Origin of the sequence: Nitrosovibrio sp. Nv4 (assembly GCF_900215485.1) — a bacterium.
GTDB lineage: Bacteria > Pseudomonadota > Gammaproteobacteria > Burkholderiales > Nitrosomonadaceae > Nitrosospira.
This window is the reverse complement of the sequence record NZ_OCMZ01000002.1, coordinates 794,016-816,379: the sequence shown is the minus strand read 5'-3', so window position 1 is coordinate 816,379 and position 22,364 is coordinate 794,016. Positions and strand designations below refer to the sequence as shown.

At 57.1% G+C, this 22,364-nt stretch carries 4 protein-coding genes; all 4 read left to right on the top strand.

From position 1 onward, the window contains the following. Positions 1-70: 70 nt before the first annotated feature. The 4 genes from CRO05_RS11885 (at position 71) to CRO05_RS11870 (ending at position 22,272) form a co-directional block, all read left to right on the top strand. The gene (locus CRO05_RS11885; RefSeq protein WP_097067369.1) at positions 71-5,371 is read left to right on the top strand and encodes a non-ribosomal peptide synthetase; all 5,301 of its coding nucleotides are present in this window, start codon (positions 71-73) and stop codon (positions 5,369-5,371) included. Then, complete coding sequence (locus CRO05_RS11880) at positions 5,371-10,020, top strand: type I polyketide synthase (protein WP_097067368.1); 4,650 nt, start codon at positions 5,371-5,373, stop codon at positions 10,018-10,020. Before CRO05_RS11885 ends, CRO05_RS11880 begins: the two co-directional genes overlap by 1 nt. 81 nt (positions 10,021-10,101) lie before the next feature. Next, positions 10,102-13,506: a non-ribosomal peptide synthetase gene (locus tag CRO05_RS11875; protein WP_097067367.1), complete on the top strand. Its 3,405-nt coding sequence runs from the start codon at positions 10,102-10,104 to the stop codon at positions 13,504-13,506. After that, positions 13,507-22,272 (top strand): non-ribosomal peptide synthetase, encoded by an 8,766-nt coding sequence (locus CRO05_RS11870; RefSeq protein WP_097067366.1) that lies wholly within the window; start codon positions 13,507-13,509, stop codon positions 22,270-22,272. The last annotated feature ends 92 nt before the right edge of the window (positions 22,273-22,364 follow it).

Here is a 22,364-nt window from a genome sequence, read left to right as displayed (position 1 = left end):
CGGTGATCAGATCCGATCTCTGCATAAGCCCCTATTATCTTAAATTCTATAAAGTAATCCAAGGATTTACATGAATGCAAGATTGATTTATCGCCGTAGTTATCCGACAAATATGGTCGCCCATCTGATGACTCTCGCGTCAGGGCGTTCCAGCGATACCGCGCTGATCGTGGTGCGTCAGGATGATACAGCGGTCGATAAAAGGATCGATTATGAAACCCTGGATCAGCATGTCCGCGCGCTGGCTGCTACCCTGCAGGAACGTTTCGAAATCGGGGAGCGGGCGCTGTTACTGCTCGACAACGACGAGCATTACGTCGTTGCCTTCTTTGCCTGTCTTTACGCAGGCCTGATTGCTGTGCCTGTTTTTCCGCCTGAGTCAGTGCGGGAGCGGCATTTGGCGCGGCTGCTTGCCATCGCTTCCGATGCCGAAGCACGTTGCATCCTCACCACAAGAGAAATCGAGCCATTGATACGTGGCGCGGCCGTAACGCCATTTACTCAAGCTGACGTGCTTGCGGTAGATGCAGTGAGCCCGGATGAAGCATCGGCATGGCGCACCTATATCCCGAGGGATGAGGATATCGCGTTCCTGCAATATACCTCAGGATCCACGTCCACTCCAAAAGGGGTGATGGTCAGCCATGGCAACCTGATGGTAAATGCCAGAGCATTTGAAGAGGGCATGTCGATCAGCGCCGACGACATATTTGTCAGCTGGCTGCCTCTTTACCACGATATGGGTTTGATTGGCGGTTTATTACAGCCCATTCATCGCGGCATTCCAGGCGTGCTGATGGCGCCCCAGTTTTTTATTGAGCGGCCGGTACGCTGGCTGGAGGCGATTTCCCGTCATCGGGCTACCGTCAGCGGCGCTCCCAATTTTGCTTTTCAGTTATGCGTGGATCGAGTCAGCAATACGCAATTGCAGGCGCTTGATCTTTCGAGCTGGCGGGTTGCCTTTTCCGGGGCAGAGCCGGTAAGGAACGATACGATGCGCGCGTTCATTGAACGGTTCGGGCCGGTGGGGTTCTCAGCAGGCACCGTTTATCCCTGTTATGGCTTGGCTGAAGCGACCCTTTTTGTCACTGGCGGCACGCGCGGCGACGGCGTGGAAATGCACCTTTTTTCAGCCGGGATGCTGGCGCAAGGCAGAGCCGAGGTAGCGGAGCAGGGAACGTCCCTGGTGGCCTGCGGCGCCCCGGCATCCGGTCATACGGTAAGAATCGTCGATCCGGAAACGTCGGTTCAGCTGGCGGATGGCAATATTGGCGAAATCTGGACGGACGGTCCAAGCCTTGCCTGCGGCTACTGGCGGCGACCTCTGGAAACAGCGGAAGCTTTTGTCAACCACGATGGTGGACGCTGGCTGCGCACCGGAGATCTGGGCTTCATCCATACCGGGCAATTGTATATTGCAGGACGGCACAAGGATCTTATCATCATACGCGGGCAGAATATTTATCCGCAGGATCTTGAACAGGTGGTCGAAGAGGAGGTCGAGGCGGCGCGGAAGGGCCGGGTAGCCGCGTTCTCGGTAGAAACGCGGGCAGGGGAGGCCGTCGCGGAGGGGATAGGCATTGCGGTTGAGATATCCCGGGGGATGCAGAAGCTGGTTCCTGTGGAAACGCTGGTGAGAGCGTTGGGCGAAGCGGTCAGTGCAAGCTGTCATGAGCCTCTGTCGGTGATTGTGTTATTGAACCCAGGCGCCCTGCCCAAAACCTCCAGCGGAAAACTGCAGCGCGCCGCGTGCCGCGAGGGGTGGCGCGAGCGCACACTCGATGCCTATGCGATTTACGAGTACGGCGGCTACGTGCTTGGGGGCGGCGATAAGCCGGCGCAGACATTAACGGATAAAACCGAGATCAGCCTGGCGGCTATCTGGGAGACTGTGCTGAATCTCACAGGGCTGGGGCCTGAGCATCATTTTTTTGCCACTGGCGGCAACTCGCTGTCCGCGGTGCAGGCTGCCGTGCGCACCGCGGATCAGTGGGAGATCGATTTCCCTGTGCGCAGCCTGTTCGAGAATCCGAGATTACGTGATTGCGCGATAGAAATAAGGCGTCGTCTCTCTGCGGGAGTTTCCGGGCGCAAGGCAAGCGTCAGTATTTTGCCGACCGGACACAGGGCCAATTCAATGCCTTTGTCTTTCGCTCAGCAGCGTCAGTGGTTTCTCTGGCAACTGGATCCGTCAAGCACCGCCTATCACATTAAACACGCATTGCGGTTATCCGGATCGCTGAATGAGCCGGCCTTGCGGGCGGCCTTCAACGATCTGACCGGGCGGCACGAGTCGCTGCGCACGATTTTTCGCGTTGGAGCGGATGGTTCGGTTGAGCAGACCATCCAGCCAGTGCTGCCGTTTGAGATTGCACACGTCGATCTAGGCGAAACCGTTGCGCCAGAGCGGGAAGCGCGGGCGGCGGAAGAAGCGCAACGCATTGTTTCAGCCCCTTTCGATCTTACCCAAGGTCCGCTGCTGCGAGTGGCGCTGATAAAGATCATAGAGAACGAGAATATCCTGGTGATGGTCATGCATCACATCATCTCGGATGGGGCGTCGATGCAGATCCTGATCGATGAGCTTGCGGCGTGTTACCTCGCTCATGTGCAAGGCGAAACCGTGTGCCTCGATCAACTGCCCATCCGCTATGCGGACTATGCGCTATGGCACCGAAAATGGTTGGAGGCTGGAGAGAAAGATAGACAGTTAGCCTACTGGCGCGACTACCTGGGCAATGAAGACACGATACTGACCCTGCCTGCCGATCATCCGCGGCAGCCGATCGCAAATTATCAGGCGGCACGGTATGTGTTCGACTTGCCGCCCGATGTATTGAACGGATTGCGCCGCTTGGCCCAGGACCGGGGAGCAACGCTCTTCATGGCATTGCTGGCTGGCTTTCAGGCTTTGCTGTACCGTCATACCGGGCAGAAGGACATTCGTGTGGGCGTGCCGATAGCCAATCGCAATCGGATCGAGACCGCAGGCCTGATCGGTTTTTTTGTGAACACCCAGGTTTTGCGGGGCCAGATACACGGCCGGATGCCACTTGCAAGCCTCCTGGATCAGGTGCGGGAAGCCGCCATCGATGCACAGGCCCATCAGGACCTGCCGTTCGAGCAACTGGTTGAAGCATTGCAGCCTGAGCGAAGTTTAAGCCATAGCCCGCTGTTTCAGGTAACGATCAATCATCTGCTCAGGGATTATCGGGCGCTTCAGCAACTTCCCTCCCTTACCCTGGCAGACTACCCATTGCAGGAGCAGGCCGCCCAGTTCGAGCTGACGCTTGAAACAATCGAATCCCCGGATGGCAGCGTGCGCGCCAGTTTCATCCATGCGTCCGAATTGTTCGATTCCCCTACCATTGAACGTCTGGGCCGTCACTACATTGATGTGCTGCGTAACCTTGCCGAGCAGCCTGGGAGGGCAATTAGCGATATCCGCCTGCTGAATGAGAGTGACAGGTTGCAACTCAAAGCCTGGGGAGAAATTGAGCCCGGATTTTCAGCGGCGGAGTTCATACACCTCTTGATAGAGCGCCAGGCGGAAAAATGTCCTGAGGCTACTGCGGTGTTCTTCGGTGATACCGAACTAACCTACGCGGAATTGAATAACCGATCCAACCGATTGGCGCATCGGCTCATTACGCTGGGTGTAAAGCCGGAAGTAAAGGTCGGCATTGCGGTCGAACGCTCTCTCGAAATGATCATCGGTCTCCTGGCTATCCTCAAGGCGGGGGGCGGATATGTCCCGCTGGATCCGGACTACCCGAGTGAGCGCCTGAGCTACATGCTGGAAGACAGCGGCGTCGGCCTGCTGCTGACGCAGACCCATATCAAGGCCCATATCCCGCTTTCGCCGGGTTTGGAAGTGCTGGAATTCGACGCCCTTGATTTGACCACGGGGGTCGATACCAATCCTCACACAGTCTTGCACGGCGATAACCTTGCCTATGTTATCTACACGTCGGGATCGACCGGCAGGCCCAAGGGTGTAGCGGTAACCCATGGCCCTCTCGCGATGCATTTGACCGCCATCAGGAAAATCTACGATGTGCGGCCAGGGGATCGGGAGTTGATGTTTTTCTCGATGAACTTTGATGCTGCCGCCGAGCAGTGGATGACCCCGTTATGCGAAGGCGCGGCGATTGTGCTGCCCTCCGTGCGTGGCCTGGCAAGCGATAGCTTCGCCGGCCTGATCGCGGCGCATCAGATAACGACGCTGCACTTGCCCCCGGCTTATCTGCGTCTGCTTTTGCCACTGATACGCAGCGGCGAATCTTCGGTTCGTACATGCATAGCAGGGGGCGAAGCGTGGTTTGCCGCAGACCTTGCAGCTACCTGGGCGGCGTTTCCGAACGTTCGGCTCGTCAACGCCTATGGCCCGACCGAAACGATAATCACACCGGCGGCATGGATAGGCAGGATCGAGGCCGACAATGCTTCGGCTTCCATGGATGGGGATTATGCGCCTATTGGAGGTCCAGTTGGCGAAAGGAGCCTCTATGTCCTCGATTCGGAACTCAATCTCGTGCCGCCGGGCACGCCGGGCGAGCTTCATGTAGGAGGCCTGGGGTTGGCACGCGGCTATCTCAATCGGCCGGCACTGACGGCAGACCGGTTCATTGCCGATCCCTTCAGCCAGAGCGGCGGCCGCCTCTATCGGACGGGAGATCGGGTGCGCTGGCGGAGCGACGGGCAACTGGAATACATTGGCCGGCTCGACCAGCAGATCAAGGTTCGAGGTTTCCGCGTCGAACTCGGTGAGATCGAGGCGCAGCTGCTGGCTCAGACCGGGGTGCGCGATGCGATAGTCCTGACGCACGAAAGCCGCAATGGCGTGCGTCTGGCGGCCTACGTGGCGGCCCACACCGGGATCCTGTTGAATGCATCCATGTTGAGGACAGCCCTCGGCGCTGTGCTTCCCGACTACATGCTTCCCACTTCATTTGTTTTCCTTGAGGCGCTTCCAGTCACGCCGAATGGCAAGATCGACCGTAAGGCGCTGCCCTTGCCTGAGCAACTGAGCGAGCAGGATTATGAAGCTCCGGCAAGCGGAATGGAAACCATGATTTCGGAAATCTGGGCGGAAATCCTGGAGGCTCCCCGTGTCGGATTGCATAACAATTTTTTCGATCTGGGCGGCCATTCGCTGCTGCTGATCAAGGTCCAGTGCAGGCTGGAAAAGCGCCTGAACACCCGCATTGCCATTATTGATCTTTTCAAATACACCACAGTTGCCAGCCTCGCGAAATTCCTCGGTCAGGAACGGACAGAGCACTTGTCGTTGCAACGCCACCAGAAGCGGGCACAGCGGCAACGGGGCACTTTTATTCAACGGAAGCAGCGCGCAGGGAGGAACAATTGATGAATCATGCAGAAGAGCTGCCGGGGAGAGCAGAGATCGATATCGCCATCATCGGGATGGCGGGCCGCTTTCCGGGCGCAGATGATGTGGAGACTTTCTGGCGCAATCTACGTGACGGCGTAGAGTCGATCACTTTCTTTACCGATCAGGAATTGCTGGCGCGCGGTATTTCGCCCAAGACATTCGATGATCCGCTTTATGTCAAAGCCGGCGCCCAACTGGAAGGGGTGGATTTGTTCGATGCTTCGTTCTTTGGCTTTACGCCGCGCGAGGCGGCGGAGACGGACCCGCAGCATCGATTGTTCCTGGAAGTGGCGTGGCAGGCCCTGGAAGATGCGGGTTACGACGCTTCCACTTGCAAAGACCCAATCGGCGTATATGCGGGTTGCGGCGTCAATACTTATCTGTTGCTGAATCTGTTTTCCAGCGGGCGTTTCTCGGACATGGAGGATATTTCCTCTCTGCAGGGATTGATGAACGGCAACAACAAGGATTCCATGACGACGACCGTCTCTTACAAGCTCAATCTGCGTGGGCCGGGAATCACCGTACAAACTGCCTGCTCCACCTCGCTTGCAGCTGTGCATGTGGCCTGCAGGGGGCTGCTCAATCACGAGGCGGACATGGCCATTGCCGGAGGCGTCTGGGTCAACCTGTTGCATGAGGGCGGCTACCGTTACCAACCCGGCGCGATCCTCTCGCCCGACGGTCATTGCCGTGCCTTCGACGCCAAGGCTGCGGGTACCGTAATCGGCAGCGGTGTCGGCATCGTGGTACTCAAACGACTGGCGGATGCATTGGCCGATGGAGACGCCATTCATGCAGTAATCAAAGGTTCGGCCGTGAATAACGATGGTTCGGCTAAGGTCGGTTACACCGCTCCCAGCGTCGAAGGACAGGCGGAAGTGATTCTTGCCGCCCAGAGCATCGCTGACGTATCCGCCGATACGATCAGTTATATCGAGGCACACGGTACCGGGACAACCTTGGGCGATCCTATCGAAGTTGCAGCATTGACCCAGGCGTTTCGTGAAAGTACAGAGCGGCGCGGGTTTTGCGGCATAGGTTCGGTCAAGACCAATGTGGGACACCTCGATGCCGCGGCCGGCGTCGCGGGCCTGATCAAGACCGCGCTAGCGCTGGAGCACCGGACTCTTCCGCCCAGCCTTAATTTTGGGCAGCCTAACCCGCAGATCGATTTTTCCTCCAGTCCTTTTTATGTGAATACCACCACCACCGCCTGGCCGATCGGTTCCACGCCGCGCCGTGCCGGCGTCAGCTCATTTGGTATTGGGGGCACCAACGTTCACGTGGTTCTTGAAGAATCCCCACCCACGGAGCCATTCGGCGCATCCAGGAACTGGCAATTGCTCACGCTTTCGGCGCGCAGCGGTAATGCGTTGGAGGCAATGGCCGCACGGTTGCACGATAAGCTGAAAGCGCATCCCGAGTTACCGCTGGCGGATGTGGCCTACACGCTTCAGACCGGGAGAAAAGGTTTTGCCCACCGGGCTATCGCACTTTGCCATGACGGTAGCGACGCTGTCAGCCTTTTGGAATACCGGTATCCGGACCGTTTTTTCACCGGGCAGGTAACGTTCGAAAACCGTCCGGTTGCGTTTCTTTTCCCGGGTCAGGGCGCCCAATACGTCGATATGGCCAGGGATCTTTACCAGGAAGAGCCGGTTTTCCGTCGGGAATTCGACCGTTGTCTCGATTTGTTGAAGCCGTATGTCGGTTTCGATCTGTTGACGCTTTTGTATCCCGGTCCGGACGAAGCTCAAGATGGAGCAGGAAAGGATGCAGCGTCCGCGCGGCTTGCACAGACCGAAGTCACGCAGCCGGCCCTGTTCATCGTGGAATATGCATTGGCACGACTGTGGATGTCATGGGGTGTCATGCCTGCCGCAATGATAGGCCACAGCGTCGGAGAATACGTCGCCGCTTGTCTGGCTGACGTTTTCTCGCTGGAAGACGCACTGCGCCTGGTAACCATGCGGGCACGGCTGCTGCAAGGCATGGAGACCGGCGCCATGCTTGCCGTCATGGCGCCGGAAGCGGAAGTCGAGCCTTACCTGAATGGAAATTGCGATCTGGCAGCCATCAACGGGCCAGCGCTTTGTGTCCTGTCCGGCCCGGCCACAGCAATCCAGGCTGTGGAAGCCGATCTCGGAAATAAAGGCGTCGTAACCCGGCGGCTGCATGTTTCCCACGCCTTCCACTCAGCGATGATAGAGCCCATGCTGCCGGCTTTTGTCGATATGGTTGCCGGGACCGAACGGCGTTCGCCGAAAATTCCATTTCTTTCCAACCTCAGCGGCGACTGGATTACGCCGCAGGAAGCGACCGATCCGAATTACTGGGGACGCCATTTGCGCGGGACGGTACGTTTTAGCGACGGCCTGAGCGAGTTGCTGAGCAATCCGGCGCGAATTCTGCTGGAAGTCGGGCCCGGTGAAACCCTGACAACCCTTGCCCAACGGCATCCAGACGCAAAATCCGAACAATTGATTCTGTCGTCCTTACCTCATCCGGGCAAGGCGTATCTGGCTCAGAAACACTTTTATCTCACCCTGGGCAAGCTCTGGTTGAGCGGTCTTGCCATTGACTGGCAAAATTTCTACGCGGATGAACGCCGTCACCGTGTTTCGCTACCGACCTACCCGTTTGAGCGTCAGTCCTTCTGGGTTAAACGAGGGTCGACAGGTACAAGCATTGAAGCTCTCAAAAAAAGGGAAAACAATGCCGAAACGGGAAACAACGCCGCGTTGCCTCTGCAGGAGGGATACGGATCGGCCATCCGCTTGCTGGATGACTGGTTTTATGCGCCTTCATGGCGACGTGCTGATGGTGTCCCACTCGACGGTATTTTTCCCGGACAAGCCGGCTCCATCATCATCTTCGGGGATGAGTACCTCGGCTCAGCGCTGATCGAGCATTTGCTGACGCAAGAGATCGAGCCTATCGTGGTTTCCGCTGGTTCTGTGTTCCGGCGTCTGGACAAGAACCACTATACCGTGCGCGCCGGGGAGCGCCATGATTATGACCTTCTGCTGCGCGGCATGCGGGATGATGGCAGAAACATTGGCCATATCTTTCATCTTTGGAGCGTGACTACAGATAACGATGCGCCCTCTCACGCCGAGAGCCAGGCAAAAAATTTCTTCAGTCTGTTTTATCTCGCCCAGGCGCTGGAAAGTGCCAAAGCGCTTATTCGCCCAGGTACATCGGTGGAAATCACGGTTATCACCAATCAGTTGGAAGATGTCACAGGCAACGAACAGCTGCGTCCGGATAAAGCGCTGCTGCTCGGTCCGTGCAAAGTTATCCCACAAGAATACTCTTATCTTGTATGCCGCATTGTCGACGTCGAACTGCAGATCGCTGACAGCCTTGCAAATATTCGGCTGGTCAAGCAGATTCTTGGAGAATCGCAGGCAGATACAGTTGCGTCGGTGGTGGCTTATCGGGGGCCGCATCGCTGGATTCAGACCTTTGAGCCCATGCAATGCCCTCCACACAGTGAGACCTTTCTCAGGCAGGCGGGGGTTTATTTCATTACCGGCGGACTGGGCGGCATTGGATTGACACTGGCCGAACACCTGGCCCGGACCCGGAGAGCGAAACTGGCGCTGTTGGGCCGGTCTCCCATTCCATCGCGCGAACATTGGCCGAAAGTGCTGTCAACTGCTGAAAAAGCGGATTCCACCCGTCTCAAGATCGAGAAGATCATGCACCTGGAGGCCTTGGGCGCAGAAGTGCTGGTATTGCAAGCGGATGTCGCAATTCAGGCGGAATTGGAGGCTGCCGTTGTCCAGGCGCATCGGCGCTTCGGCGCCATTCACGGTGTGATTCACACAGCTGGCGAAGTCGGTAGCGGGTTGATTTCGGCAAAAACAAGGGAGATGGTCGAAAAAGTATTTGCGCCCAAGATACAGGGAACGCGCGCATTGCATACCGTGTTCAAGGACGAGCCCCTGGATTTCATGCTTTTATGCTCATCGCTGGCAGCCATCGCCGGGGGCCTCAGCAAAGTGGATTATTGTGCTGGCAACGCCTACCTTGATGCGGTTGCTCGCGTTGCCCATCGCGAATCGGCGTTTCCCGTGGTTTCGGTTAACTGGGATAGCTGGCGAGATGTCGGCATGGCGGCAAATATGGCCATGCCGGAAGGCGTAGGAATTGCACCGAACGAAGGGGTCGGGGCGTTCGAGCGCATCGTGAGCGGGTTGATGCGACCTCAAGTAATCGTTTCGACCTTGGATTTGGGTGCCCGACTCAGCCAGACTCAGGAGGATCTCGTCGCTCAGCCTTTGGCATTTGCTACCGCGCGCAAGTACAAGGAACAGGAGGAGCAGGGGAGATACCCAAGGCCGGCATTGCAGACAATTTTCATATCGCCGGACAGCGAGCTGGAGAAGCGCATCGCGGAGATCTGGCAGAGCCTGCTGGGAATGGATGCTGTCGGCATTAATGATAACCTGTTCGAGTTGGGCGGCGATTCCTTGCTGGGTATTCAGCTTCTTTCCAGGGTTCGGTCCGCTTTTGCCGTTGACTTGCGTCCCGCGGACTTCTTCAGATCGCCCACTGTTACGGGTCTCGCGGCATTGGTCGAGACAAAATTGCTGGATGAGATCGAATGCTCATGATTTCACCCGTTTGTTTCGTATCCGTGATCCTGTCGGTTTGCCGTATCCATCATACTTACATGCTCGTCCAGGATCGCTGCTATGTTGAATAGCAGCGATCTCGCGCAAAGGCGTTCGCGCCTGACTCCCGAGCAGCGGGACAGGCTGGCACAGCGCCTGGCAGTTGGCAGTTCTTCGGTCCGGCAGGAACTAACCATTTCTCGCAGGGAATCCTCGGGACCGGCGCCGCTCTCTTACGCGCAGCAGCGTCACTGGTTTTTATGGCAGCTGGAGCCGTTGAGCACGGCGTATCACCTGAGCGGCGGATTGCGTTTGGCCGGTAAGCTGGATATGGAAGCCCTGCGTTCGAGCTTTCAGGCGCTGGTCGCGCGGCACGAATCGCTGCGCACAAGTTTCCGGGCCAATGCGGAAGGGCTGCCCGAGCAGATCATTGCGGCGGCAGGTAAGCTGGATATTCCGGTAATTGACCTCTCCGATGTGCCTGCTGGGCAACGGACGGCGCGCGCGCATGCGGAAGCCAGCCGGATAAGCGCCACGCCGTTTGATCTCACACAAGGTCCGCTGCTGCGGGTCGTACTCATCCGGGTTGCGCCGGAAGAGCACCTGCTCGTCGTGGTAATGCATCACATCATATCGGACGCCTGGTCCAATCGCATCGTCATTGACGAGTTTGCCGCCGGATACCGCGCAAAAGCAGGGCAGGGAAGACAGGGGCAGGAACCTTCTCTTACCCCCCTTCCAATTCAGTATGCCGATTATGCGATATGGCAGCGCAACTGGCTGGAAGCGGGAGAAAAAGAGAGGCAACTGGCCTACTGGCGCAATCAATTGGGACAAGAACACCCGGTATTGCAGCTTCCCACCGATTATCCCCGGCCATCCAAAGCGGATTATCGCGCCGCACGCCATGCTTTTGTGTTACCAGTCTCGCTGGTTGTTCGCCTGCAGCGCCAAGCCCAGAGCCAGGGTGCGACCCTCTTCATGGCATTGCTGGCGGGCTTCCAGGCTCTGCTGCAACGCTATACCGGACAAGAGGATATTCGCGTCGGCGTACCGATAACGAACCGCCATCGGGTTGAAATAGAAAATATCGTCGGCTTCTTCATAAATACCCAGGTGCTGCGCAACCGTATCGAGGGGCACATGCCGCTCAGGGCCATTCTCGATCAGACCCGCGAAGCGGCGCTTGGCGCCCAGACCCATCAGGACCTACCATTCGAGCAACTGGTCGAAGCGCTGCAGCCTGAACGCAACCTGAATCAGAACCCGCTGTTTCAGGTCATGTACAACCACCTGCGCGAGGACTACCGCGCGCTGGAGCAGTTACCCGGACTCATGGTGGAGAACCATGAACTGGGTGAGCAGACGGCCCAGTTCGAATTAACCCTGGACACTGTCGAGCAGCCGGACGGCCAGCTTGAGGCGACCTTGACCTATGCCCCCGAGTTGTTCGAGCCGGGCACCATCAGACGACTGGGCGAGCATTATCTTCATCTCCTTCGGCAACTGGCCGAGCATCCCGAACGCAGCCTGGGCGACATTGACATTCTTAATGAGGCCGAGCACTCACAGCTCAGGGTGTGGGGCATCAACGAGAAGCGCTACGCCGATGCCGAGCCTGTACACAGGCTGATCGAGCGTCAGGTGGAAGCGCACCCCGAAGCGACCGCACTGATCTTTGGGGATGCCGAACTGAGCTATGCCGAGTTGAACCAGCGCTCAAACCGGCTGGCGCACCGGTTGATTGCGCTTGGCGTTGAGGCGGAGACCGGGGTGGGCATGGCGGTGGAACGCTCCATCGACATGATCGTGGGCCTGCTGGCGATACTGAAGGCCGGTGGCGCTTATGTGCCGCTGGATCCCGAGTATCCGCAGGAGCGCCTGAATTACATGGTGTCGGACAGCGTCATTGGACTGCTGCTGACACAAAGCCATCTTCGGGCGCGGATACCGCATTCCGGGGGATGCACTGTGTTGGAGCTGGATACGCTGGAGCTGGGCGGCGAGCCGGACTATAACCCTGCGGTACGCCTGCATGGGGATAATCTCGCCTATGTCATCTATACCTCCGGCTCTACCGGAAATCCAAAAGGCGTGGGCGTGCCTCATCATGCCCTGGCCGAACATGCCCAGATAGCGGTCGACTTCTTTGGCCTGACTCCAATGGATCGAATGCTGCAGTTTTCCACCATCAACTTTGACGGTTTTATCGAGCAGCTTTTTCCGCCCTTGTCCATGGGCGCGGCCATCGTCTTGCGAGGTCCCATGTTATGGGATAGCGAAACCTTCTACCGTGAGCTGATCGATAAACGGATAACCGTGGCCGATCTGACTACGGCGTACTGGTTTCTGCTGGTGCAGGATTTCGCAAGGTATGGATCGCGGAACTATGGCTTGCTGCGGCAGGTTCACGCGGGCGGGGAAGCCATGTCGCCAGAAGGTATCAAAGCCTGGCATCGGGCGGGACTTGGCGCTGTTACCCTGTTGAATACCTATGGACCGACCGAAGCAATCGTGACAGCTACCGTATCGGATTGCAGCGATTACCAAGTGGATGAGGGCGCGATACCTGCACAAGTGTCTATCGGAAGGCCACTCGCAGCACGCCGTATCCATCTGCTTGATGCAAATCTCGCTCCTGTCGCACCTGGAATTCCAGGCGAGCTATGCATCGGAGGAGATCTGTTGGCGCGGGGTTATCTCAATAAAGGAGGTATGACCGCGGAGCGTTTCATAGCCGATCCCTTTGATGAGCGGGGAGGGCGGCTGTACCGTACCGGAGACCTTGCGAGATGGCGCGCAGATGGGCAGATCGAGTATCTGGGGCGTCTGGATCACCAGGTCAAGGTGCGGGGCTTTCGCATAGAGCTGGGCGAAATCGAAGCCCAGCTGCTCGCGCGGCCCGAGGTGAGAGAAGCTGTTGTCATTGCCGGGGAATGGCTCAATGGAACAGGGGGCACAGGGGGTGCAAGGCTTGTGGCCTACGTATCCCTGCATGCCGGTACTGGGGCGGACGCTGTCGCCTTGCGTGGTGCCATATGCAAGGCGCTACCCGATTACATGATTCCTTCGGCGATCGTGGTGCTGGAAAGCCTGCCGCTCAATCCCAACGGCAAGGTCGACCGCAAGGCGCTGCCGGAACCTGAATTTGCCAATATCGGCAATTTCGACAGTTATGAGGCGCCCCAGGATGAAATGGAAGAAGCGCTGGCTGGCATCTGGGCTGAAGTGCTTGGCACTGTGCAAGTCGGGCGAAATGATAATTTCTTCGAACTGGGCGGCCACTCGCTTGCGATCCTGCAAGTTCAACAGAAGGTGCAACAGGCATTATCCGTTTCACTGCCTTTGCGCCTGCATTTCGAAAATCCCGTGCTGAAAGATATTGCCGCGGCCGTAGGGGAGAAACGTTCTTTAATATCGGATGAATCTGCCGAACATGCTGAGCTGCTGGGGATGTCGGAATTACTCGATTTACTGGAGAGCTGAATGGAATTGAACAAGCAGGATATTGCCGAGCGGTTTGCGGCCCTTGCTCCGGAGAAGCAGAAAGAATTCCTGAGCGCGCTGAAAAAACGGGGATTCGATTTTTCTCTTCTTCCCATTGTCCCGCAAAAAGCGGGAAACCGGCGGGTTCTCTCCTATGCGCAGCAGCGTCACTGGTTTTTATGGCAGTTGGAGCCCTTGGGTACGGCTTATCACCTGAGCGGTGGATTGCGGCTGGTGGGGAAGCTGGATATTGACGCGTTGCGTTCGAGTTTTGAGGCATTGAGAAGGCGGCATGAATCGCTACGCACGGTATTCTGTGCCAATGCGGAAGGGCTGCCCGAGCAGATCATTGAAGACGAACCCAAGCTCGATATTCCGCTGATTGACTTCTCCAGTCTGCCGAGGGAGCAAGGCGCGGCACGGGCGCACGAACAAGCCAGCCGGATAAGCGCCACCCCATTTGACCTGACACACGGTCCGCTGCTCAGGCTAGCCCTTATCCGGATAGCACCGGAAGAACACCTTCTTGTGGTGGTGATGCACCACATCATATCGGATGCCTGGTCCAATCGCATCGTCATTGACGAATTTGCCGTCCAGTACAGAGCACGAATTAACGGACGAGAACCTTCTTTACCGGCGCTGCCGATCCAGTACGCCGATTATGCGATATGGCAACGCAACTGGCTGGAAGCGGGAGAAAAAGAGCGCCAGCTTGCCTATTGGCGCAGCCAGTTAGGGGAAGAACATCCGGTACTACAGATTCCCACCGATTACCCGCGGCCATCCAACGCCAACTACCGGGCTGCACGCCATACGTTTACGCTACCGGCCGGTCTGGTTACACGCTTGCAGCGCCAGGCCCAAAGCCAGGGGGCAACTCTCTTCATGGTATTGCTGGCGGGTTTCCAGGCCTTGCTGCACCGCTATACCGGGCAGCAGGATATCCGTGTGGGCGTGCCGATTGCCAACCGCCACCGGGTTGAAATAGAAAACATAGTTGGTTTCTTCGTAAACACGCAGGTATTGCGCAACCATATTGACGGGCGCATGCCGCTCAGGGCCATTCTCGATCAGGCCCGTGAAGCCGCGCTTGGCGCCCAGACCCATCAGGACCTGCCGTTCGAACAACTGGTTGAAGCACTGCAGCCTGAACGCAACCTGAATCAGAATCCGCTGTTCCAGGTAATGTACAACCACTTGCGCGAAGACTACCGGGCGCTTGAGCAATTGCCCGGACTTACGGTGGAAAATCATGAACTGAGTGAGCAGGCGGCCCAGTTCGAATTGACCCTGGACACTGCTGAGCAGCCGGACGGAAGGTTAGAGGCGACCTTCACCTATGCGTCTGAGCTGTTTGAGTCTGCCACCATCGAGCGGCTGGGCGGGCATTACCTTCATCTTCTGCAGCAACTGGCCGAGCACCCTGAACAGAGCCTTGGCGACATTGACATACTGGGTGAAGGCGAGCGTGCGCAGTTTAAGGCCTGGGGCATCAATGAAAAGCGTTATGGGGATACAGAACCTGTACACAGGCTGATCGAGCGGCAGGTAGAAGCGCGGCCGGAAGGAGTTGCGCTGATTTTTGGCGATACCGAACTGAGCTATGCCGAGTTGAATCGGCGGGCGAACCGGCTGGCGCACCGGCTGATTGGATTAGGGGTTGAGCCCGAGACCAGGGTGGGCATTGCGGTGGAGCGCTCCATCGACATGGTGGTTGGGCTGCTTGCCGTCCTGAAATCAGGCGGCGCGTATGTCCCGCTGGATCCCGAGTATCCGCAGGAGCGGCTAGCCCACATGGTAGCGGACAGCGCCATTGAACTGCTCTTGACGCAAAGCCATATTCAATCCCGCATTCCGCATCCGTCCAAGTGCCAGGTGCTGGAACTGGATGTGCTCGATCTCGAGGATGAGCCTGAGGGGAACCCACAAGTCTGCCTGCATGGTGAAAACCTCGCCTATGTCATCTATACCTCCGGCTCCACCGGAAAACCAAAAGGCGTGGGCGTGGCGCATGGCCCTCTCGCAATGCATGTCCAGGCGATAGGCGAAGCTTATGGCATGGGCCCGGCTGACCGGGAGCTGCAATTTGCCTCGATCAATTTCGACGGCGCGCACGAGCGCTCGCTGGTCCCCCTGGCTTTCGGCTCGGGCCTGATGCCGCGCGATAACGAGCTTTGGCCCGTGGACCGGACGGCTGCCGAAATCGCAAGGCATGGCATCACCATCGCCTGTTTCATGCCGAGCTATCTGCATCAGCTTGCCGAACTGATGGGTAGTGCGGGTCGAAATCTGCCGATCCGTTTCTATATCGTAGGTGGGGAAGCGACGAGTCGGGCGAGCTTCGAATTCATCCAGGAGACGCTGCAACCTCCCCGTATCATCAACGGATATGGGCCGACGGAAGCCGTTATCACACCGCTCATTTCAAAAGCTTATCCCGGAACGCGCTTCGAGTGCGCCTACCTGCCGATCGGCAGTCCTGTCGGCGACAGGACAGCGTACATCCTTGACGCGAACCTCAGTCCGGTTCCTCAGGGGGTGGCTGGAGAGCTGTATCTTGGCGGCACTGGGTTGGCACGCGGCTATCTCAACCGCGGCGGGCTGACAGCGGAACGTTTCATTGCTGATCCCTTCGATGAGAGAGGAGGGCGTCTCTACCGCACAGGAGATTTGGCAAGATGGCGCGCGGATGGACAGATCGAATACCTGGGACGGCTGGATCATCAGGTCAAGATACGGGGATTCCGGATCGAGCTGGGCGAGATTGAAACGCAATTGCTGGCTCAGCCTGAAGTCAGGGAAGCGGTGGTGGTTGCGCGGGAAGGGCAAGGTGCAACAGGCGGAGCAAGGCTCATTGCCTATGTTTCCTTCCACACGGGTGCGGAATTGGAGGTTGCGCGACTGCGCGAAGCCCTGGCCAAGGCTTTGCCTGACTACATGCTTCCTTCCGCGATTATAGTGCTGGAGAGTCTGCCTCTCAACCCGAGCGGCAAGGTGGACCGCAAGGCCCTGCCTGAGCCGGAATTCGCCAATACGGATAATTATGAAGTGCCGCAAGGAGAAGTGGAGGAAGTGCTGGCTGGCATCTGGGGGCAGGTGCTGGGAGTGGGACGGGTGGGACGGCACGACAATTTCTTTGAACTGGGGGGAGATTCCATTCTCAGCCTTCAGATTGTCACCAAAGCACGGCGGGCCGGCTGGAAGATCACACCCCGCCAACTGTTCGAACGGCAGACCGTCGCGGAGCTCGCGAGCGTCACGACATCGCTCAAGGCATCATTGGCAACTGCAACCGCAAACCCAAACCCAAATGTAGCCTCGGTTGTGACATCGAAGGAAGGAATAAATGCAGACAGGAATAAAGGAACCAGGGATGGCTTCATACCGCTGCTCCCTATTCAGGCTGAATTCTTTGAACAGAAAATTCCAGCACGACATCACTGGAACCAGGTCGCATTGCTGAAAAGCCGAGAGCCTTTAGACCCTGTCAATCTTGCACAAGCATTGGAAGCCGTGGTACATCATCATGAGGCGCTTCGCTTTCGCTATGTGAAAAATGCGAGTGGCGACTGGCAGCAGTTTTGTGGGAAATCGGTTCCAGGTGATTTGCTGCGGGTCCGGAAGGCTGGGACTGAAAAGGAGCTGGAAGCGTTATGCAACGAGGCCCAGCGGAGCCTGAATCTCGCAGAAGGCCTGCTGCTGCGTGCCTTGCTTGTCCATATGGCGGATGGTAGTCAACGCTTGCTGTTGGTCATCCATCACCTCGTGATCGACGGCGTTTCCTGGCGCGTCCTGCTCGAAGATTTGCAGAGTGTTTACAGTCAGGCCCGCGGCAGCAATCCGATTACTCTACCGGAAAAAACCGAAAGCTATGAGGACTGGACCCGGCGACTGCAGGCTTACGCGTGCGAACATGCAGAAGAGTTGGTTTACTGGCGGGCGTTGGCGGGGGTGCCCGTCACGCTGCCTTGCGACAATCCCTATGGCGCCAGCACCGCTCGCCATCAGTCCAGTGCAATACTTAAGCTAGGCCGCGCGCAGACCCTGGCCTTGCTTAAGCAGGCGCCCGCAGCGTATCGTACCCAGGTGAATGACCTTTTGCTCACCGCGTTGGGAAGCGCCCTCTGCCGGTGGAGTGGCCGCAAGAGAATTCTGATTGACCTGGAAGGCCATGGACGGGAAGATTTATACGATATCGACCTTTCGCAAACGGTCGGCTGGTTTACCAGCCTCTATCCAGTGATGCTCGATCCATCCGGCGATCTGGATAAGAGAATCAAGTGCATCAAGGAAAACCTGCGGAGAATTCCGAATAAAGGACTGGGCTACGGGCTGCTCAAATACCATGGAACACCCGAACAGCGTGAAGCCATGACGTCGCTGCCTAAACCTGAAATCGTGTTCAACTACCTGGGGCAACTCGATGCGAGTTTTGACGAAAGTGCCCTGTGGACGTTGGCGACCGAGCCGGTAGGGGATTTGACCGCTGAAAATGCGCCCCTCAGTCACGATATTTCCATAAACGGGCATGTGTACCAGGGTGAACTATGGCTCACGGTAAGCTATAGCGAGAGGCGCTACCACAAGCGCACTATCGAAGCGCTTATCAACGTCTACCGCACCGAGCTTGAAACGCTGATTGCCCATTGCACCAGCGGTATCCACAATGTTACCCCATCGGATTTTCCCCTGGCGGGCATCACCCAGCAGGAGCTGGACGGTTTGCGGATACCCCCGGCGCAACTTGAAGACCTTTATCCGCTTTCTCCGATGCAAACGGGGATGCTGTTCCACGCCGTACTGGATATGAACAGCGGCGTTTATCTTAACCAGTTGAGAGCTGACATCGAGGGTTTGGACGTAGCACGATTCAAGTCGGCATGGCAGACGGCATTGGAGCGTCATGAAGTATTACGTACAGGTTTTGTCGTTCAGGATGGCAAACCCTTGCAATGGGTTGCCAAGTCCGTCGGGTTGCCGTTTAGAGTATACGACTGGTCTCATCAGGCTGAATACGTACGTGAGGACCAGGAGCGTGAACTTGATGAACTGGCGCAATCAGAGCACGCTTCAGGTTTTGATCTTGCGAAGCCGCCGCTTATGCGCCTCACGCTTGTGCGGTTGGCGGAGGATAGATATCACCTCATCTGGACGGTCCATCACCTGCTGCTTGATGGGTGGAGCATCGCACAACTGATGGGGGAAGTCGTCCGGCAACATGGAGGCAACGCCCTGCCGGCACCGGAATCCGGAAGCCGGCTCCGCTACAGGAGTTTTATCGAATGGTTCCTGGGCCGCGATACGAAGGCGTCGGAAGCATACTGGAGGGAGCGGCTGGATGGCATCGAGGCGACCCGATTGGCCGGCTTGGTACCTGTGCTTCCCGATGATTCGAGCCATGGGAAGCATATCAGTGAACTGGAGCCGGCTCTTACCGAAAGGTTAATTCAGTTCGCAAGGCGCGAACGCGTTACGCTCAACACCCTGATACAAGCAGTCTGGGCAATTTTGCTTAATCGGTATACCGGGAAACAAATTGTTGTCTTTGGCGCTACCGTGGCTGGTAGACCTGCAGATTTGGCGGGAGCGGAGCGCACGCTTGGGCTATTCATCAATACGCTGCCAGTGGTCGTTATGCTTAAGCCGGAGCAAGAGATAGGTGGCTGGTTGCGCGATCTGCAAGCGCAGAATCTCGCCTCCCGAGAACACGAGCATACACCCTTGTACGAAATCCAGCGCTGGCTGGGGCAAAGCGGTCAGGGATTATTCGACACCATTCTGGTGTTCGAGAACTATCCAATAGACGAGGTCTTGCAGCAATCCGCCCGCGGGGGGCTTGCCTTCTCGGAAGTCAGAAGCAGGGAGGCGACAAATTATCCGATAACCGTATCGGTGATGCAAAGCGATACTCTATACCTGGAATATATTTACGCTACCAACCATTTTTCCGCGGATTTGGTAAGTTCTATCGCTACGCATGTTATCAAGTTGCTGGGGGAGATTGCGGATGGTTTGACTGGCTCTGCGAAGCGTCTGGGCGACATTGACATACTGGGTGAAGGCGAGCGTGCGCAGTTTAAGGCCTGGGGCATCAATGAAAAGCGTTATGGGGATACAGAACCTGTACACAGGCTGATCGAGCGGCAGGTAGAAGCGCGGCCGGAAGGAGTTGCGCTGATTTTTGGCGATACCGAACTGAGCTATGCCGAGTTGAATCGGCGGGCGAACCGGCTGGCGCACCGGCTGATTGGATTAGGGGTTGAGCCCGAGACCAGGGTGGGCATTGCGGTGGAGCGCTCCATCGACATGGTGGTTGGGCTGCTTGCCGTCCTGAAATCAGGCGGCGCGTATGTCCCGCTGGATCCCGAGTATCCGCAGGAGCGGCTAGCCCACATGGTAGCGGACAGCGCCATTGAACTGCTCTTGACGCAAAGCCATATTCAATCCCGCATTCCGCATCCGTCCAAGTGCCAGGTGCTGGAACTGGATGTGCTCGATCTCGAGGATGAGCCTGAGGGGAACCCACAAGTCTGCCTGCATGGTGAAAACCTCGCCTATGTCATCTATACCTCCGGCTCCACCGGAAAACCAAAAGGCGTGGGCGTGGCGCATGGCCCTCTCGCAATGCATGTCCAGGCGATAGGCGAAGCTTATGGCATGGGCCCGGCTGACCGGGAGCTGCAATTTGCCTCGATCAATTTCGACGGCGCGCACGAGCGCTCGCTGGTCCCCCTGGCTTTCGGCTCGGGCCTGATGCCGCGCGATAACGAGCTTTGGCCCGTGGACCGGACGGCTGCCGAAATCGCAAGGCATGGCATCACCATCGCCTGTTTCATGCCGAGCTATCTGCATCAGCTTGCCGAACTGATGGGTAGTGCGGGTCGAAATCTGCCGATCCGTTTCTATATCGTAGGTGGGGAAGCGACGAGTCGGGCGAGCTTCGAATTCATCCAGGAGACGCTGCAACCTCCCCGTATCATCAACGGATATGGGCCGACGGAAGCCGTTATCACACCGCTCATTTCAAAAGCTTATCCCGGAACGCGCTTCGAGTGCGCCTACCTGCCGATCGGCAGTCCTGTCGGCGACAGGACAGCGTACATCCTTGACGCGAACCTCAGTCCGGTTCCTCAGGGGGTGGCTGGAGAGCTGTATCTTGGCGGCACTGGGTTGGCACGCGGCTATCTCAACCGCGGCGGGCTGACAGCGGAACGTTTCATTGCTGATCCCTTCGATGAGAGAGGAGGGCGTCTCTACCGCACAGGAGATTTGGCAAGATGGCGCGCGGATGGACAGATCGAATACCTGGGACGGCTGGATCATCAGGTCAAGATACGGGGATTCCGGATCGAGCTGGGCGAGATTGAAACGCAATTGCTGGCTCAGCCTGAAGTCAGGGAAGCGGTGGTGGTTGCGCGGGAAGGGCAAGGTGCAACAGGCGGAGCAAGGCTCATTGCCTATGTTTCCTTCCACACGGGTGCGGAATTGGAGGTTGCGCGACTGCGCGAAGCCCTGGCCAAGGCTTTGCCTGACTACATGCTTCCTTCCGCGATTATAGTGCTGGAGAGTCTGCCTCTCAACCCGAGCGGCAAGGTGGACCGCAAGGCCTTACCTGACTCCGATTATACTGAGATGGGAACCTATGTACCTCCATCCACTGAGGAAGGCAGGTTGTTGGCTGAAATCTGGCAGGAAGTTCTAGGCATAGAGCGAGTAGGGGAAACGGACAATTTTTTCGCTCTGGGAGGAGATTCGTTATTGTGCCTGAAAGTAATGTCACGAATGAGCAGTCTGGGAAGCATCAAATTCAACTTCAAAATTCGTGATCTGATGGAGCGGCCTACCATTGCCACATTGCTCCAGTTGGAACCGCAAAATCAAAACGGGCCATACATGCCCTTGACATTGAACCTTTCTCATAAGAAAACAGAAACCAGATCGTTATTCTGCGTCCATGGAGGATCAGGCACAGTATTTGACTACCAGCCATTAGCACGGCATTTACAGGGAAAGTGGAATGTTTATGGGCTACCCTCCCGTATGCTTACTGATCCCGCACACCGTGACATTTCTCTCGATCGGATGGCGGCCGATTATTGTCAAAGCATTCGACGCGTTCAGCCTGAAGGTCCATACCACCTGCTAGGCTGGTCCCTGGGCGGTGCCCTTGCAGCCATGATAGCGGCTTTCCTTGAGGCGGATGCGCAATCAGTCTCATTCCTCGGCCTGGTTGATCCATTTATTCCTGGTAATGCGGAGCGAGGCAACGATGATTGGCAAGCGGATTTTCTGGATTTTCTTTCGGTGGTCATTCCGGGCAGCGAGACGGGAGACGTCATGAACGCCGCGTTGTGGGGCGTGGAATCGGAGAAGACGATTATTAGCGTGCTGGAACATTTGATTTCAGCCGAGCAGATGCGTAAACGCGAGCAGACAAGAGGTGCGCGGACTCCTGGCTATGCTGATATGGGAGCAGAGCAGTTGGCGCAAATTTTTATTGTAACGCGTCGATTGAAAGCCCTTGCCTGGCAGGCGGAAGCCCTAAATCCTCTACAAGTGCAACCTGTTTGCTGGTGGGCGGCGGAACGTACATCGTCGGATCGGCTGGCACTTGCCTCGCAAATAGACCAGGATAAATTGCAATCGATCGAAGTGGATACTGATCATTTCGCCATTGTGCGTCATAACGCCTTGCTGCTAGGGGTCGAGTCTGCATTGGAAGATTCGCTTCCCACACCAATGGAGACAGAGATGGCGCTCTGATCCAGCGCAATCAGTGGCCAGAAGATGCCATGAAATTGGAGGGAACGGTCCAGTTACGACCAACTCAACAGCGGGTTTTATGTAGTCAGCTT